Source organism: Nocardioides immobilis (genome assembly GCF_003515065.1).
In the GTDB taxonomy this organism is placed as follows: domain Bacteria; phylum Actinomycetota; class Actinomycetes; order Propionibacteriales; family Nocardioidaceae; genus Nocardioides; species Nocardioides immobilis.
Genome location: NZ_QXGH01000042.1, coordinates 32989 through 50177 on the forward strand (window position 1 = coordinate 32989; position 17189 = coordinate 50177).

14 protein-coding genes are annotated in these 17189 nt (G+C 65.9%); 2 read left to right on the forward strand and 12 right to left on the reverse strand.

Annotated elements, in window-relative coordinates:
• Positions 1–95: 95 nt before the first annotated feature.
• The 3 genes from D0Z08_RS28510 to D0Z08_RS28520 are packed head-to-tail and all read right to left on the reverse strand — an operon-like array spanning position 96 to position 4853.
• Positions 96–1334, reverse strand: coding sequence for an ABC transporter substrate-binding protein (locus D0Z08_RS28510; RefSeq protein ID WP_147381567.1), 1239 nt, complete (start codon positions 1332–1334; stop codon positions 96–98).
• Positions 1335–1375: 41 nt separating this feature from the next.
• On the reverse strand, positions 1376–3970 hold the full coding sequence (locus D0Z08_RS28515) for a branched-chain amino acid ABC transporter ATP-binding protein/permease (protein ID WP_118928679.1): 2595 nt from the start codon (positions 3968–3970) through the stop codon (positions 1376–1378).
• Position 3971: 1 nt separating this feature from the next.
• The gene (locus D0Z08_RS28520) at positions 3972–4853 is read right to left on the reverse strand and encodes a branched-chain amino acid ABC transporter permease (protein WP_118928680.1); all 882 of its coding nucleotides are present in this window, start codon (positions 4851–4853) and stop codon (positions 3972–3974) included.
• A gap of 353 nt (positions 4854–5206) precedes the next feature.
• Between D0Z08_RS28520 and D0Z08_RS28525 the strand changes: the two genes are divergently transcribed.
• Positions 5207–6478, forward strand: coding sequence for an alpha/beta fold hydrolase (locus D0Z08_RS28525; protein ID WP_220454424.1), 1272 nt, complete (start codon positions 5207–5209; stop codon positions 6476–6478).
• 25 nt (positions 6479–6503) lie between these two features.
• A complete protein-coding gene (locus tag D0Z08_RS28530) occupies positions 6504–7982 on the forward strand; it encodes an aldehyde dehydrogenase family protein (RefSeq protein WP_182481549.1) in 1479 nt (492 codons plus the stop codon).
• 754 nt (positions 7983–8736) lie between these two features.
• Here the strand turns inward: D0Z08_RS28530 and D0Z08_RS28535 are convergent.
• From D0Z08_RS28535 to D0Z08_RS32430, 9 genes are all read right to left on the reverse strand, one after another.
• Entirely contained in the window at positions 8737–9087 is a 351-nt protein-coding gene (locus D0Z08_RS28535) for a hypothetical protein (RefSeq protein ID WP_118928682.1), read from the reverse strand.
• Between the two features lie 308 nt (positions 9088–9395).
• Positions 9396–9863, reverse strand: a complete 468-nt coding sequence (locus tag D0Z08_RS33795) for a histidine phosphatase family protein (RefSeq protein WP_118928683.1) — start codon at positions 9861–9863, stop codon at positions 9396–9398.
• Positions 9864–10031: 168 nt separating this feature from the next.
• Entirely contained in the window at positions 10032–10925 is an 894-nt protein-coding gene (locus D0Z08_RS28545) for a VOC family protein (RefSeq protein ID WP_118928684.1), read from the reverse strand.
• Positions 10918–11811 (reverse strand): alpha/beta fold hydrolase, encoded by an 894-nt coding sequence (locus tag D0Z08_RS28550; RefSeq protein WP_118928685.1) that lies wholly within the window; start codon positions 11809–11811, stop codon positions 10918–10920. Before D0Z08_RS28550 ends, D0Z08_RS28545 begins: the two co-directional genes overlap by 8 nt.
• A gap of 8 nt (positions 11812–11819) precedes the next feature.
• Positions 11820–13004, reverse strand: a complete 1185-nt coding sequence (locus D0Z08_RS28555) for an acyl-CoA dehydrogenase family protein (RefSeq protein WP_118928686.1) — start codon at positions 13002–13004, stop codon at positions 11820–11822.
• Between the two features lie 108 nt (positions 13005–13112).
• Complete coding sequence (locus D0Z08_RS28560; protein WP_147381568.1) at positions 13113–13394, reverse strand: hypothetical protein; 282 nt, start codon at positions 13392–13394, stop codon at positions 13113–13115.
• Positions 13395–13456: 62 nt separating this feature from the next.
• Entirely contained in the window at positions 13457–14620 is a 1164-nt protein-coding gene (locus D0Z08_RS28565; RefSeq protein WP_118928688.1) for a 3-ketosteroid-9-alpha-monooxygenase, oxygenase component, read from the reverse strand.
• Between the two features lie 200 nt (positions 14621–14820).
• On the reverse strand, positions 14821–16413 hold the full coding sequence (locus D0Z08_RS28570; RefSeq protein WP_118928689.1) for an FAD-binding protein: 1593 nt from the start codon (positions 16411–16413) through the stop codon (positions 14821–14823).
• Positions 16414–16978: 565 nt separating this feature from the next.
• Positions 16979–17152, reverse strand: coding sequence for a hypothetical protein (locus tag D0Z08_RS32430; RefSeq protein WP_182481550.1), 174 nt, complete (start codon positions 17150–17152; stop codon positions 16979–16981).
• Between the last annotated feature and the right edge of the window lie 37 nt (positions 17153–17189).

The following is a 17189-nucleotide window of genomic DNA, read 5'->3' on the forward strand; positions in this document are numbered from 1 at the left end:
CTGGTAGAAGTGATTCACTTCAACGACCGCGGCAACGGGAGAGCCCTAGCCCGCCCGCTGCTGCGATCAAAGACGCCCTGGCGTTTGGACGCCACTCACTCGATCGGTTCGCGGTCCTCGGTCGACGTGGCGCTGTAGGCGACCATCTGCTTGCCCAGGGGCAGCACGCTGCATGTTTCGGTTTCCTGGAAACCGACGTGTTCCTCCGAGGAGAAGTTCATGACATTTTCGGGCGTCAGATACTCCCGGTCGGAGAATCCCTCGATCTCCTCTGCCACTTGGTCGGGATCGACGCTGTTTGCCTCCTCGACCGCGTACTTGTAGGTGAGGATCGAGTTGAGGGCAGTCAGTACCCCGGTCAACTGGCCTGGATAGTTGGAGCCGATCTTCTCCACAGCGTAGTCGAGGATATCCTGGAGCTTGGGGCTAAGCGTCTCGCCGGGTGTGACGCCGTAGAGGCAGTCTGTGTAGGTAATTTCCCCGAACTCACCGATGGAGTCGAATCCGTCGCTCCACGGCGTGGAGTGCGTCGTCGTGATCAACTCCGGCGTCCAATTGATACCGCGCAGCGTGTCATACACCTGCGCCATGCCGACGCTAACCAGTGCGAACAGAGCCTCGGCGCCGTCGGCCTCGATCTCCTGCAGCGCCGTGGTGAACTCCATCGAGGCGTAAGGCACCTCTTGCACCGACACCACCTCGACACCGTTCTCTTCGAAATCGGCGGTCAACCGGTCCACCAGTCCCTCGGTGGTCGGCAGGGCATCGACGAGGATGCCAATCTTCGTTACACCGCTGTTGCCAACGAACTCCGGTGTACTCGTGTAGAGGTGGTCGAAGTCCGGGAAGTGTGAAAAGAACCGGTCGTATTTCTCGATGTCAGCGAACTCGCCGTTCGGCGGGCTCGCGGTGGTGACGATCATGTTCGCCCGCTGGTAGACCGGCATGACCTGGTCCTGCATCGGCGAGTAGCTGGGAAACACAATGGCGTTGACCTCGTCCTCGACGAAGCCTTGGGCAATCGCCACACCGGCAGCGGGGTCGGACTGATCGTTCTCGATCCGGAGTTCGATCTCGTGACCGGCGATGCCGTCCATGTTCTCGTTCACATAGGCAACCGCGGCCTCGTAGGCGGCCGCCTGCGGCTTTCCGTAGGCACCCATCGCCCCACTGAGGGGTGCGGTGCCGGCGAGAACGATGGGTCCGTCCGGAATCCCATGGGAGGACGCACTGTCGGCCTCGCCGTTCATTGCAGCACAGCCCGAGAGCGACATGCTCGCCGCGACCGTGAGGATTCCTGCACTCTTCATCATCGAGATGTTCTTTGACTTCAACGTGGTGCTCCTTGGCTATGAACGCTGCACAGCAGCGCGCGTCAAACAGAGACTGTTTGCTCGGCCGACCCGAGCAAAATGCGACTGATCCGGTCGCGGCTATCGGCCCCCCGGCAATCGCCGGCGGCAACCTCCTTCCCGTCCTCGATGACGACGTACCGGTCGGCATTGTGCAGGCTGCGGTCCACCGACTGGTCGACGACGATGATCGCCATCGACCGCTCCTTGAGTAGGTGCAGGACGGCGTAGATCTCGTCGCAGAGCTTCGGTGCGAGACCTGCCATTGGCTCGTCAAGCAACAACACCGACGGCTCCGCCATCAGCGCCTGGCCGACGGCCACCATCTGCTGCTGCCCGCCGCTCAACCGCGACGCGGGCTCGTTTCGCTTCTCGCGCAACGCAGGAAACAGGTCGTAGACCGATTCGAGCCGTCGTTGGGTCTCAGCCTGGGACTGGCGGCCGTGCACGAACGCTCCGAGCCGCAGATTGTCTTCGACCGTCAAGGTCAACGCAATGCGTCGGCCCTCCGGCACGAGCGCGAGTCCCGCAGCTGCAATCCGGTCCGGACGCTGCTGACCAACCTCCTGTCCTGCAAGGCGCACCGAGCCCCCGTTCATGCCGTGCCGCATGCCGCCGATCGCGTGTAGCGTCGTGGTCTTGCCGACACCGTTGCGACCCAGTACCGCGAGAATCTCTCCCGGTCGGACGTCCAGGTCGATCCCCGTGACAACCGGAAGCTTCCCGTAGCCAGCGGTGAGGTCTCGTACCTGAAGAACGGGGTCGCCCGGCTCTGCACCACCTCGACCAGTCGGTCCTAGCTCGGCCTCCCCCGCAGCGGCTGATACACCGGCTCCCAGGTAGGCGTCGGAGACTGCGGCTGCGGAACGAACGTGCGCTGACGTGCCGGACGCGATGACCTCGCCTTGATGCAGAACGGTCACCTGGTGCGCTACATCGAACACGACGTTGAGGTTGTGTTCGATGATCACGACACCGGCTCCGGCGTCCGCGATCCCGACGATGATGTCTTTCAGCACCGCCATTTCAGACGCGCTCAGGCCCGCAGCAGGCTCGTCGAGGAGCACCATCTGCGGCGAAACTGCAAGTGCGCGTGCGACTTCGATGAGCCGTTGCACTCCATGCGGCACCTCGCCGGCAAGATGGTGTCGATAGCCGCCGATTCCGCAGGCCTCGAGAGCCGCGTCGGCCCGCTCGAAGGCTCGCCGATAGTTACGACGTCCTCCGGGCAGACGGAGCAGTGAGGAGATGTCGCGGCACTTGTCGACCTGCTCGATCGCAACGACCAGGTTGTCGCGCACAGTTCGGCCCAGACTGAGCTTGGGAGTTTGGAATGTACGGGCGATGCCATGGCGGACGGGACGGACGGCTCCGTGTCCCGAAACCACGGCGCCCCCGAGAGTTGCCGTACCTGCGGTTGGGGCGTACATCCCTGAGATCAAGTTGAGAAGGGTGGTCTTGCCCGAGCCGTTCGCGCCGATCAACGCGTGGATCTGCCCTGGGAGCGCAGTCAAGGAGACGTCACGCACCGCCTTCACGGCACCGAAGGACTTGCTCATCCCAGCGACGGTCAGCGTGGCGTCGCCCTTCGGCCTCCCCATGATGCGCGCGATGGCTCCAGACTCGATGGCAGCCACGGCCCCGTGCGCCGCCACTACCGACGTCCCGCGGCGACGCTGGAATGCCGCGCGCGCCCGGACAGCCAGTTCCGGTAGCCCGTTGGGTATCAGCAAGGACACACTGACCAACACAATGCCCAGCACGATTCCCTGGTACTGGTTGAGCCCGCCGGAGTATTGCATGAAGCCAAACACGATGACGCCCCCGGTGACTGGGCCTGCCACGGTCCCGAACCCGCCGATGACGCACGCGGCGAGGATGTAGATGGACAGGATGGGCGCGAAGCTTCCGGGACTAATGAACTGCTGGGAGTACACGTAGTACGCCGCCGCGACGCCGGTGGGGACGGCCGCCAGCAAGTAGGCGTAGAGCTTGGTGGTGTAACCCCGGACGCCGAGCGCCGAGGCAAGGATCTCACTGTCCCTCAACGCGATGAGACGGCGCCCGACCCGAGAGTGCAGTACTAAGAATGAGAAGAGCAGCATCAGTAGCAGGAGGCCGACGCCACACAGGTAGAGGTTGTACCCGTTGATCGGCCGGACCCAGTCGAGGTTGGCTAGCAGCGAAATCCCGGAATCCTGGCCGGCGATCTCGAGGTGCGTGGCGAGCGCGGGCACCACTAGCGCAAGGTAGAGCGTGGTCATGCCGAGGTAGAAGCCGCCGACACGGAGCGCCGGCACGGCGACGATGACCGAGGAGATCAGTGCGGCCACGACACCGATAAGGCACATCTCTCCCAGGCCGAGCGACGGCACCTGGTTCGTCACGATCGCGCAGGCGTATCCGCTGATTGCGAAGATGGCCCCGGGGCCGAGGAAGAGCTGTCCCGCGAAGCCCATGACGATGTTCAGCCCAACCGCGACGAGCAGGATGGACACCACATAGCTCAATGTGGAGATCGACTGGACCGATGTGCCGAACAACAGCGGCGCAAGGGCGAGAGCGATCAGGCCAGCACCGACCATGACGCCGCTGTTGAGGCGTTCGCGTAGCTGCATCTCACACCATCCGCAAAGACTTGGTGCCGAACACGCCCTCGGGACGCACTGACAAGACAATGAGGAGCACTAGAAGACCGCCAAGAAGCTCGTAAGCCGGGTCACCGTAAAGGTTGATCGCCTGCTCGGCGACACCCACGGCCAATCCGCCGACAATCGCCCCGCGGAAGCTTCCGAAGCCGCCGATCGCCAAGGCGATGAAACCCTTCAGCGTGTAGGCGAGACCGACCGTCGGGTCGGAGTACGTCAGCGGACCGATCAAGAGGCCGGTGATAGCCGCCACCAACCCTCCCAGGATAAAGGCGAGCTGACTGATGCGATTTGGGTTGATCCCACGCAATGCCGCTGCCTCCCGGTCGTCGGCGGACGCTCGCATCGCGTTGCCCCAACGGGCCCGCCGATAGAACTGTTCGAGTGCGATGACGACAACCACCAGCGCGACGAGGATTGCGATGCGTCGGGGCACGATGGTGACCGGGCCGAGATCGATACCGTTGGCAGAGAAGGGGCTGGGGATGGCAGTGAGTGGGTGGTCGCCGTATAGCGCCAGAACAATGGCCTCGACGACGAGGCTGAACGCGAGGGTCGAGATGAACCAGCCGAAGCTTCCGGGCCTTCTGAGAAAGGGCCTTACGACGGTACGTTCCTCGACCAAGGAGAGCGCCACAACTCCCGCGATGACCGCCGGCCACGCAACCCACAGAGACATGCCTTGGATCTGAGTGAGATAGAAGGTGCCCATGATCGCGACCATCACGAGGTGGCCCTGAGCAAGATTGAAGACACCGGTCGCGCTGAACACGACCGTGTATCCGACGGCAACAAGACCGTAGATGGCGCCGACGAGGACGCCTGCCAAGAGCATGCTGAGAAAGAGGCTCACGGCGCGTCCCCGGCGACTGGGCCCGGTGGCCTGTACGACCGGACGACTGTGGTTGAGCTCACCCTGTCAACTCCTTCGCGGGTGCGACCGGCAGCCATCTGCGCCGGCGGGATGCGATGAATGGTGACGAAGAGCGCGGATGTGAGTCCCGACACATCCCACTGATCGAGAGCCGACCCGCTCGAGAAAAAATCGCGTGATCGTCGGTTCGGTGGCGAACGGACGGGTTCTCATCCACTGGATGGGATGAACGTTGACCGGCGACATCGCGAGGAGGTGAATGCAGACCAAGGTCACACCAGACACATACTGACGTCCGCAGCGCGGGCAACGCCGAAAGGACGAGCTGGCACATGCTCAACATTGATTTTCGCCGCTTGGTCGCCAGCGCCAACCAGGACTCCGAGTTCCCGCGCGCGGCACGCTACTGGAACGGGCTACTCGCGTTCACGATCGGCGCGGACACCACCGTCCTTCGTGCCGTCGACGGTCGCATTGAGCTCGCCTCCGCCGGGAGCGTTCTGGGCGCGCACGACATCCAAATCGCGGCAGCTGCCAGGGATTGGGAGATGTTCCTACGGCCAGTGCCTCCCGCTGGCTGGCACGACTTCTTCAATTCCAAGTCGTTCACGGTGTCCGCGGACATGCTGGACTTCGGCCCCTATTACGCGGCCATCCGACGCCTCACCGCACTGATGACCGAACAACTGCACGGACCCCGCCCGTCCGCGACCGTGACGCAACCGCCGCCGGGTACGCACGACGACGCCGTGGGCCGGTATGTCTATCTCGACGTCCAGGGGTCGACATACCGCGTGTACTACGAAAGCACGGGCCAGGGGATTCCGTTGGTTCTCCTGCACACCGCCGGCGCGGACAGTCGCCAGTATCGCCACCTGCTGGAGAACCAAGACCTGCAGGACCGCTACCGGCTGATCGCCGTCGATCTGCCCTACCACGGCAGGTCGCTCCCCCCTACGACCAAGGAGTGGTGGAAGGAGCAATACCTCCTCACGCGGGACTTCCTGCTGGAGTTCTTCGACACCTTCAACGCGACTCTGTCGCTGGAGCGTCCGGTCTTCATGGGCTGCTCGGTCGGCGGGATGCTGGCACCAGATCTTGCCTACTACCGGCCCGGGGTCTACCGCGCAGTGATCGCCCTCAACGGGGCCCTCGCGATGCCCGAGGCCAACCTGGCCAAGCCAGACAAGGAACAGAGCTGGTATCACCCGCGAGTCACAAGCGAGTGGAAGGCCTCCAGCATGCTCGGCTTCATGGCCCCTCACAGCCCTGAGGTCTACCGCCGAGAGACCGCATGGGTTTATAGCCAGAGCTCACCGCCCGTCTTCGCCGGTGACATTCACTACTACATGAGGGACCACGTTCTTACCGCCGAACAGGCGGCGACCATTGACACAGCGCTGACGGGCGTGTACCTCCTGACCGGCGAGTACGACCCACTTGCCATGAGCGGCCTCTCGCAGAGACTCGCCGACGCTGTGCCGGGTTCCCACTTCGAGATCAACGAGGCGATCGGCCACTTCGGCCCCGCCGAGAATCCGGAGGCCTTCTGGGCGGCGGTCGAACCGGTATTGGAGGAGATCGCGCTCAAATTCCCCAACTGAGCCGCACCGGATCGGAGCCAACAACGTGAAGAGCACCCGCGATAGCGTCTTCCTCGACGGGAGGCCAACGGCGTCAGCCGGCACCGCGCAGTTCACGGTCGTCAATCCCACGACCGAGGAACCCTACGGCAACTACGCCATCGGCACGGCCGAGGACGTGGACCGCGCCGTCACCAGCGCGCGGCGTGCGATGGCGGCCGCGAGTTGGCAGAGGACGGAAGTGGAGGAACGCTGCGACCTCGTGCTGCGCTTGCGGGATCTGCTCGCCCAGGAAGCCGCGGAACTCGCCGAACTGCACGCACGCACGCTCGGGACGCCGGTCACCACCGGCCGTCACCTCGGCGGTGCCGCCGGGCTAATCGACATGTTCGTCGACAGCGCCCGCCGCTCACCCTGGGAGTTCCTGCGGGCCGATCCAGGCGGGCGGACCACGCTGGTGACCCGACAGCCTGTCGGTGTCGTGGCCGGCATCCTGCCGTGGAACACCCCGATCCGCAGCGAGGTCAAAAAGGTGGTCCCCGCCGTCCTGGCCGGGTGTGCCGTGGTACTCAAACCGTCCCCAGAAGGCGCATTCACTTCGTTCGCATTCGCCGAGCTGTGCACGAAGGCGGGATTCCCGCCCGGCATCGTCAACGTCGTGCCGGGCGATGGCGCCACAGGGGAAGCCCTGGTCCGCCACCCGGGCGTCACCAAGGTCGCCTTCACCGGCAGTACGGCAACAGGTTCTCGGATCGCCGCAGCCGCGAGTCCCGCGTTCAAGCGCCTGCAGCTCGAGCTCGGCGGCAAGTCGGCCGCTATCGTCCTCGACGACGCCGACATAGGGCGCGCGGCCCCGATTCTGTCTCGCGCGAACTGGGGCAACTCGGGCCAGATGTGCGTTTCGCTCTCACGGGTCCTCGTGTCCCGATCCCGCCGGTCTGAGCTCGTCGATGCGCTCGTCGAGCACGCCCAGCGCCAGGTCGTCGGAGACCCCCGTGACGCCGCGACGACGATGGGCCCGCTGGTCAACCGAACCCAACGCGACAGGGTGCTGGACTATCTGCAGACCGGGATCGACGAGGGTGCCTGCCTGGCCACGGGGGGCGCCCCCGCCCCCACCAGCGAGCGCGGGTGGTTCGTTCCCCCCGCGGTCTTCGCTGATGTACAGCCCACGGCGCGGATCGCGCAGGAAGAGATCTTCGGACCAATCGTTACCGTGATCGGCTACGACTCGCTTGACGAGGCAGTTGCGATTGCGAACGACTCCCCCTACGGCCTGCACGGCGCGGTCTACAGTACGGATGAGCAGCGGGCATTGGATGTGGCCCGGCGGATCCACAGCGGATCCGTGGCCATCAACGAGTTCTATCTTGCCCCCTCCGCCCCGTTCGGAGGAGTCAAGCAGTCCGGGATCGGCCGCGAACACGGACCGGAGGGGTACGACTCGTTCCTCGAGTACGTCTCGTATGACATTCCGGCGGCCCTGGCCACGTCGCTGCGCGCTCACGGACTCCGAGATGGCTGAGACGTGATTCACCGACGGTGGCGCGTCGCCCACTTCGGTGTTTTGGTCGGTGGGTATGCGAGGTCCCCCGTCCTGCGACGACTCTTCCCCTTCGGTCCTTGGTCACCCAGTCTGCGGCTGGGGGTCGGTTATGGTGATCGGGTCGGTCGTACGGTCGCAGTGGCACAGCGGTCACCATGCGGTCCGGTGGCACATATGTGTGTACGTCTCGATGGTGCTGGGTGCCGTGGGGGCGTAGTCCGCGGGCGTCTATCCGCCCGATTTCCTCGCGGGCCTGTGCGTGTGGTTGCCAGAACTAGCCACAGGAGGTGCAGGCCGAAGCGTCGGGTGGTGGCTCGGTTCCGGTGGCGATGTTGCGGTCTTAAGCCCAAGCTGTCAACCGGCGCTGACCCAGGCCCACCGTCGCGGCCATGACGTCGGCCACGACGACGGTGCGGGCGAGATTGAACGCGGCACTGCCGACGCGACCCAGGCCGCTTCGGGCGGAGGCCCTTCGGCGCAGGGACCTTGACGAGCACCTGGCGAACCGACTGGGGCTCGCGGTCCGCCTGTTGGCTCCGCGATGACGTGCACGACGGGCGCGAGGTCGCGGTGGCGTTGTCGGGCTCGACCGGGTTGAGGGGTGGAGTTGGTTGCGCGACGCACGATGCCCCCGTCGCGGCACAGGCTCACTTGCAGCGGGAGAGGTGAGCGCGACGAACCACACTTCGGCGAACCCGACTTCGGTGACCCAGCGACCCAGCGTGTTGCTTGGTCACCTACAGATCGCGTCGGTCAGTTGATCGGCGTCCAGGCGTCCGCAATGATGCGGGGTTTCCCACGCACACGTCGCCATTCGGCCCGGCACTTCAACCTGCCTGTCACGCCCGCGGTGCAAGCTGTGCCGATGGTCGGAGTCACCGGCCGGCGCCGGCGTCGGGCGACGTTGCAGCGCCGCAATGGGCCGAGCAAACCTAAGCGCTGCCAGAGGCGACAACACAGTCGCGAGCTGGATACTCAAGCACCGCAACCCGAAGTAGCCGTTCGCCGCGTCCCCGTACAGCTCCCAGAGCATGTCATCGACATCGCCGACCGCGATCCCTTCGCTGGCGTCAGCACCGGTCACGAGCCCGACACCACCTCCAAAGTCGGACCAGGAAGGCCAACGATCGCAGCGGACTGCTGCGCGGTGTCAGCGCCGGTTGAAAACTGATCCCGGAGCGCCGAACCCGCCCGGCGAAAAGGGGTCAATTTTCGACCGGCGTTGACACACGGGTTCGTGGGCGGAACGAACGCAGGAAGGTTCCCAAGGCGAGGTGTCCGACGCTGTAGAACGGGTCGGCCCTTCCGCTAGGGCGAAGCATCACCCACGACGTTCCCTCGAGTCGGCAATTGATGCGCCGCGATGGAGCCATCGTTTCGTTCCCGCTAAGGCTAAGGCGGAATGCTCGTTGTACTCCTTGCAACCGAACTCGGCTGATCAGGGCTGAGCGGGGGGCCCCGAGGAGTAGGTGTCGTCGGAGTCGGTGTCGCCGTCGTCAAGACGCCGGAATGTGCAGATGGACGTCGTTGAAGCTCTCCGCGCCAAAGCCCTGCGCGGTTTTGTCCCGCGAGCCATTGCCGGAGCCTATCCCCAATGGTTGTGTTGATCTTTTCGCGCGGCACGCCGGTTGGGTCGACGGTGACCTCGTTGATGCGTTCGTCTGTAACGACGGGCAGGGCGTGGTCGGTGGCCAGTGCAGCCCCGGTTTGGAACGCACGAAGCAGCATGCTCGTGTAGACGGCGTTGACCGATTGGTCGTGGAGGAGCTCAGCCAGGGCAGCAATCCAGCTCGAGGCCGTGTTGTGACAGAGGACCGTTGGGCGGACTGGCTTCGGCGTGGCGGACGAAGAGTACGCCATACGCAGCCGGAGTCGGCCTAGGGGCCGCGCTGGTCTTATCGAGTCCACCCCAACTGAATAGGCGTGGCGAGGAGGAGGAGGAGGAGGAGGAGGAGGAGGAGGAGCGAAGTACCGACAGCAGCGCCGCAACGCCGGAGACGACGAGTCATGCGGAGGTCTCCCGAGATGTCATGGTTGTGGGCGCGCGCGCCAGGCGTGGCCCCAATAACTGTCGGCAGTGATCTCCTCGGCCGAATAGGAGTCTTGGTCCACCAGATAGCCCTGACAGCCGACCTCGAGGTCCCAGCCGCCCGGTGTCCGGACGTAGAACGACACCATCTTGTCGTTGGTGTGCCGGCCTAGGGTGACCGTGATGTGCGAGCCGTTGGCGATTACCCGGTCCAGTGCTCGACCAACGTCGTCGAGGGTCTCCACCTCGACCATGATGTGCAGGATTCCGGGGCCCTCGCTTTCGGGCGACGGGAAGATCGCGAGGCTGTGGTGACGGGGGTTGACTCCCATGAACCTCATCCGCACCGGGTCGCCCGGCATCTCCGGCAGCCGGAAGGAGCCCCGGTTGAAGAACCCGAGTGTGGTGTTGAAGAAGTGGAAGGTGTTTTCGATGTCGGTGGTCGGCAGCACCACGTGGCCGAGGCCGAGGCGACCCGCGACGAACCGGTTGCCGTACGGCGCCGCCACAGGCGAGTGGTCCAGCGCGGCTCCGTGGAATACCTCGATCGGCGCGCCCCCCGGCGCCTCGAATGCGATCGCGTTCTCAACCCGGCGGATGTCCAATTCGTCTTGGTCCAGCGGCTTGGTGCCGATGCCGGCGCCCTCGACGGCCTCACGGACGGTCGCTAGGCCGGCGGCGTCGGCGACTTCAAAGCCGACAGCCTCGACGTGGTCCTCCTCGCCGGGCAGCAGGATGATCCGAGCGGGGCGCTCGTCGATGCGCAGGTAGAGCGCCCCCTCCTCGGGGCCCTGGCCAAAGGCGAATCCGATCTCCTCGCCGGCGAAGACGCGCCAGCGGTCCATGTCAGTGACGCGGACGCGCACGTAACCCAGCGCGCAGATGTCAGGCATTTCGGTCTCCGTTCAGTGTGGTGGACACGCGGTCGAGGAAGTCAAGGACCACGCGCTCGAAGGCGTTCTTGCGTTCCTGCATCGCCCAGTGTCCGCAGTGCGGGAAGACGTGCAATTCGGCGTTGCGGATGTTGCGCAATGGATGCAACGCACCCTCCAACGGGGTGACCCGGTCGTCCCTGCCGTAGGTGAGCAGGGTGGGAGCGGCGATCTCGTGCAGTCGTGCCCAGATCGGCGTGCCCGGCGCCGGTTCGTCCGGAGCCATCGCCATCCGCATGAAGTCGCGGATGAAGTCGACGCCGCCCGGAGCCGACGCCGCTGCCCACCGTTGCTCCACAAGCTCGTCGGTCAGGAAGGACTGGTTGCCCACCATAGAGCGCATCCACGTGGTCAGCCGCTCGCGCGTCGGGTCCTCGCAGAAGGCGATGAGCAGCTTGATCCCCTCGGTGGGGAGCGGCTGGAGCAGGGCCGGTGAGACCCCGCCCGGTCCCATCAGAACGAGGCTGGACACCCGGTCCGGGTGATCCAGGGTCAGCTGGGTGGCGACTCCCCCGCCCAGCGAGTTGCCGAGAACGGCAACCTTGTCCAGGCCGGCCGCGTCGAGCACTCGGACCACGGCCTCGACGGCGACCGCGAAGTACGGCGTCGGGAGATCGGGGCGGTAGCTCGCTCCGAATCCCGGGAGGTCAGGGATCAGGACGTCATAGCGTGCGGCGAACGTCGCGAGATTTCCGCCGAAGTTGGCCCATCCGGACACGCCGGGACCGGAGCCGTGCAGGAGGAGGAGCCCGTCGCCTGCTCCGGCTCGGTGGTAATGCATCGGGCGTGGGTCGTTGAGCACACGGCTGGTGGACTCGCGGGTGGGTTCCTCGGCGAGGGTCGTCATCGCAGTCCTCAAATCAGGATGCGTAGCGGCGGGGCTGGGTCGACGCCCATCTCGGTCAGCGCCGCTGCGTGATACGCACCGCCGGTGACGTGAATGGCGTGGTTGAGCCCCGCGTGCGCGTCGCGCCAGGACCGCTGCATCGGGTTGTCGGTGCGCAGGGCGTTGCCGCCGGAGCGGGCAAAGATCTGATCGGCCGCCATCACGGCCCGCCAGGCGGCCCGCACCTGGTTGCGGCGGATCAGGGCGCGCTGCTCGAAGGTCACCACCTCGCCCGAGGCGGCGGTCTCGTAGGCGCGGTTAATGCCGTCGAGGAGGTGTGCCCGCGAGGCGGCGATCTCGGCGGCGGCCTCGGAGATGGCGTGCAGGGTATACGGGTCGTCCTTGACCTTCACGCCATTGGCCATGGTGCGCTCAGACTGGTACTTGTAGTGCTCCGCGAGCAGACCCTCGCAGATGCCGATCACGGCGGAGGTGATGCCCAGCGGGAACATCGCCCAGAACGGCAGGCGGTAGAGCGTCTCTGACCGGCCGGCGCGCTCGGCGGCGACCTCTCCCTCGGCGACCTCGTTGGCGTCGATCGTCCGGTACGACGGGATGAACGCGTCCTTGACCACGATGTCCTTGGAACCGGTTCCCTGGAGTCCGACGACATTCCAAGAGTCCTCCACGATCGTGTAGTCCTTGCGCGGCAGAATCACGTGCATGACCCTGGGCGGCATCAACGGCTGACCGTTCTCGTCGCCGACCATCGCCCCGAGGAAGATCCACTGGCAGTGATCGGTGCCCGAGGAGAACTGCCAGTTCCCGGACATGATGTAGCCGCCCTCGGTGGGCACCGCGACACCGCCAGCCATGTAGGGCGAGGCGATCCAAGTCGTCGGGTCCTCGCCCCAGACCTCCTTCTGCACCCGGCTGTCGCACAGGGCCATCTCCCAGGGGTGGACCCCGCCAACACCGCACACCCAGCCCGACGCACCGCAGTTCTTTGCGACCTCCAGAACGGCCTGGGCGAAGTCGGCAGGGTGGGCGGCGTAGCCGCCGAAGTCCTCCGGCTGGAGCATCCTCATCACGCCGGCCTCACGGATCAGCGCCACTGACTGGTCCGACAGTCGTCCGAGTCGCTCGGTCTCGGCTGCCGCAGCCGCGAACTTGGGTCCGAGCTCCCGGACCTTCTGCACAACCTCGTGGACCATTTGTTCTCCTCAGGAAGTTCAACGCCGCTGCGGCGTGCTCTAGAGCACGACCATAGGAACCGCGTGCGCCTCGATCTGCTGCGTTTTCACTGATCGGGAGAGGGTTCCTCAGCCGTGTCGGACGGGTTGGGCGTCGAAGCGCACGGGCTGGGTGTCCTGCGCGACCCGGTCGTCCGGAGGTCCGACAGGCAGTTCCCCCGAGCGCACCGCATCGTCGATGGAGGCGCGCAGTTCACGGCACGACCGGTTCATGGCCCGCTCCATCACGCCGCCGGCCATCGCGAATTCGACGCAACGGCTGGAGTCACCCCACTGGATAGCGGTATGGGCAAGGGTGTTCTTCTGGGCGAGGACGCGGCTCTCGCACGTCCGGCAGGTCACAGGTTCCACGGTTTTCTCCGCAACTTGTCCTTTTCGTGGAGCCGCGCTGCCGCGGCTCCACGACTAGATGGTCACTTGTTCCCGGGAGCGGTGACCACCGTCCGGCCGGCGGCGAGGTTCTCCTCGACTTCCTTCTCCCAGATCTCGTTGGCACGCTCGACGTCGATCTCGTACTCGAAGCGCTGCACCATCTCCGGCGTCACGTCCTCGACATCCACGTAGAACTGCTCGTACCACCGGCGCAGCTGGTAGACGGGTCCGTCCTCGTCGCAGAGCAACGGGTTGTCGATCTTCGCCTTGTTGCGCCAGATCTCGATGTCCTGGAGGAACCCGGTCTCGACGCCGCCCGCGAAGCCCGCGGCCATCTCGTTTGCCTGGTCCTCGGTGAACCCCTCGGGGTGCTTAACGCTGATACCCCACTGCAGCTGGAAGGAGGTCGGTGACACCGGGTAATGGCAGTTGATCAGCACGGCCTGGACATCGCCGAAAACCATCGGGGTAGTCTCGTAGTCGATCATGTAAGACGGACCGAAGTAGGTCGCTTCGGCGCTTCCCGGACCGGTTGGTCCGCCTGCCTCACCGGAGGTGTAGATGTCGGCGTCCGCGCGGGCCTTGGTTTGCGAGTACTGGGTGGCGATGTGGCCCTCGAAGACGTTGCGGAAGTAGACGGGAAACGCGTAGTGCACGTAAAAGAAGTGCGCCATGTCGACCACGTTGTCCACGATCTCGCGGCAGTGAGAGTTCTCGATCAGGACGGAGTTCCACGACCAGTCTGTCCAGGTCCCTTCGTTGAATCCGCGGATCTCGGGGATCGTCACGTCCTCCGGAGGAGGGTTGCCCTGCGGGTCATGCCACACGAATAGCTGGTCGTTGCGCTCCAAGGTCTGCCAGGTGCGGGTGCGCGCACGCATCGGGACTCGCTTGGCGTAGGGGATTCTCTTGCACTTGCCGTCGCCGCCCCAGCGCCAGTCGTGGAAGGGGCAGGCGACCTCGTCGCCCTTGGTCGTGCCCTGGGAGAGATCACCTCCCATGTGCCGGCAGTAACTGTCGAGGACCTTCAACTCGCCCTCGGAGTCGGTGAACACGACGAGCTTGGTGCCGAACGCCTCGATGCCGTGCGGTTTGCCGTCGCGGAAGGACTCGGCGAGTCCGATGCAGTGCCATCCGCGAGCGAAGCGGACCGGCGGGGCCGCCGACTCGATGGTGCGAACCTCGGGTTCCTGCGTTGCCGTCATGATGGCCTCCGTCGTTATTCAGCGCAGTCGGTACGAGGTGACGTGGCTCACGCTCGCGCCGTTCAAGGTAGGAGCCTCGAGCTTCCGGTTCTGCTCCACTTCCGATCAGTGAGAAGAGGTTGTCCTGGGTCTCCCAGGCGACGAACGAGGCAACGCCGTCCGGGAGCAGGGACGGCGTGGCCTTGTACGCGCAGAGCTGGTCAGCGAGTGGCCACCTCGGGAGTCCGCGCGCCGCCCCGAGCACGTGCCATCGCCTTGGCGGCACGGTAGGCGAAGACCATGCCGGAGCCGAGCGGTGTGCCGGGGCCGGGGTACACGTGTCCGGCGACCGACGCGGCCGACCCGCCGGCGGCGTAAAGCCCGGGAATGGGCTGGCCGTCGGGACGCAGCACCTCACCGTCGGTGCCGATCCGGGCGCCACCCTTGGTGCCGAGGTCGCTGAGGACTAGGCGCATCGCGCGGAACGGGCCGATCTCCAGCGGGATCAGGGCCGGGTTCGAACCGTTCCCGGTGCCGAAAAAGCGGCCGAAGTCGTCGATGCCCCGCCCGAAGTCGTCGTCGCGGCCATCGGCCGCGCCTTTGTTGAAGCGTTCGACGGTTGCGGCCAGGGTGTCGGCGTCGATGCCGAGCTTGCCGGCGAGTTCCTTGACGGTTTCAGCGGTGTGGAACCACTCCGAGTCTGCGGTGAACTCCTCCAGGACCAGCGGCGGCTCACAGATCCCAGGCGCTCCTGCGTCCCGGGAGTCGAAGACCCACCAGAAAGTGGCGTCGGCGCCGAGGCGGTGGACCTGCTCCAACAACTCGTGCCCCAACCGGTCGTACGGCAGCGACTCGTCAGCGAAACGACGGCCGTCGGTGCCTACGAAGATGCCGCCCTGCACGATCGGCAAGAAGGTGGCCCGGCCGGTCGGCATCACGATCCCGGGCGCCCACCAGGCTTCCTCGAGCAGGTCGATGTCCGCACCGACGGCCGTAAATGCGTCAAGGGCGTCGCCGGTGTTGATGCCGACTGGTGTTGAGGCGGCGCCACCACCGGCGATGCCCTGTAGGCTTCGGCGTCGCGCGTCGTCGGCGTCGTAGCCGCCGGCGGCGACAATCACACCGAGACGGGCGACGATCTCCGCGCGCCCGGCCCGCACGCCGCACACGCGCCCGTTTTCATACACGAGGGAATCCATCGGGCACTCGATGCGGATATCGACGTCGGCACACCCATCAAGCGCCAACAGCAGCTGCGCAATCAGCGACTGGCCGCCGTGCAGTTCGGCTCGCGCAACGTCGCGGCCGAACTTGTCGGCGGCGGCGGTGGGCCGCAGCACGTCGAGGGCGGCGCCGAGGCGCGCCGACGGGATCGGGGTCGGCCCAATCGCGCGACCGGTTGGCTTCGCTCGTCCGGGGGCCTCGAAGTAGTCGGGGAACGACATCTTGTCGGCAAGGAAACCGGCCTCGTCGGCGAGGAAGGCGACCATCTCCGGTCCGGTCCGGACGTAGGCCTCCTGAAGATCGCGCGGCGTGCGGTCGCCGACGGTGGCGCGGAAGTAGGTCAGGCCAGTCTCGACGTCGTCCTCGACGCCGTCACGCTCGAGGATGTGGTTCCCGGGAAGCCACATCGCGCCACCGGAGTAGGCGCACGTCCCACCGAGGTAGGAGGACTTCTCCAGAACCAGGACGCAGAGTCCCGAGTTCGCGGCGGCGAACGCTCCGGTCAGTGCCGCCGCCCCCGAGCCGACGACGATGACGTCCACCTCGGCGGGCAAGGCTCGTGGGACATCGATTGCGCGTGACGCGGACATCGCGTGCTCCTCCTGTGCAGGTGCTTTCGGGCCGGACCGCGATTGGTCAACGGCGTCGTCGCTCCACCGGCGACGGCGCCCGAGACTAGGTCGACTCTCGGGGCGCTCTCGGCCAGGATTCCACTGAGCAGGAAGAGGTTTGTCGCCGCGCTCGCTTCTGAATAGCGTCGTTCGACCAACGCCGAAGGAGCACCTCCGCAAAGCCCCGCCAGCCCGTCCGTGGCTCGGCCCGGCCGCTACCCTGGCCGAGCCCGCGTCGTTAACCAACCGCATGGATGCCCGACGTCCTGATGGTCGGGTATCGCGTCGCTGGCGCGGCCGCCGCCGTCGCGGCCGACAGTTGGGGCGGACGTCCTGGTATTGGAGCGCGCCTCGGTAGGGGCCCCTGCCGCGGCCATGGTGGGCGGCTTCATATACCTCAGTGGCGGCACCGCGCTGCAACGCGCCTGCGGGTTCGACGACACCCCCGAAAACGACGTTCACCTTCCTGACGGCGGCGGTGGGCGCCGGCCGCCAATCGCGACAGGATCGCCTCCTACTCCGAGAGGAGTGTCGACCACTGCGGTTAGCTGGCGAAGTGCGGCGTCCCCTTCCGCGCCGCCTTCCACGACCAGCCCGCCTGGGAGCCACCCGGCGGCGAGGGGCTGACGTACTCCGGCAGCGAGAACGCCCATCCGTTCGCCGAGCTGATGCCGCCCGCGCCGCGAGAGCACGTCCCCCAGATGCTCGACAAGCGCACTGAGAGATGCGGCGGCGCTTTCATACTGATGTACACG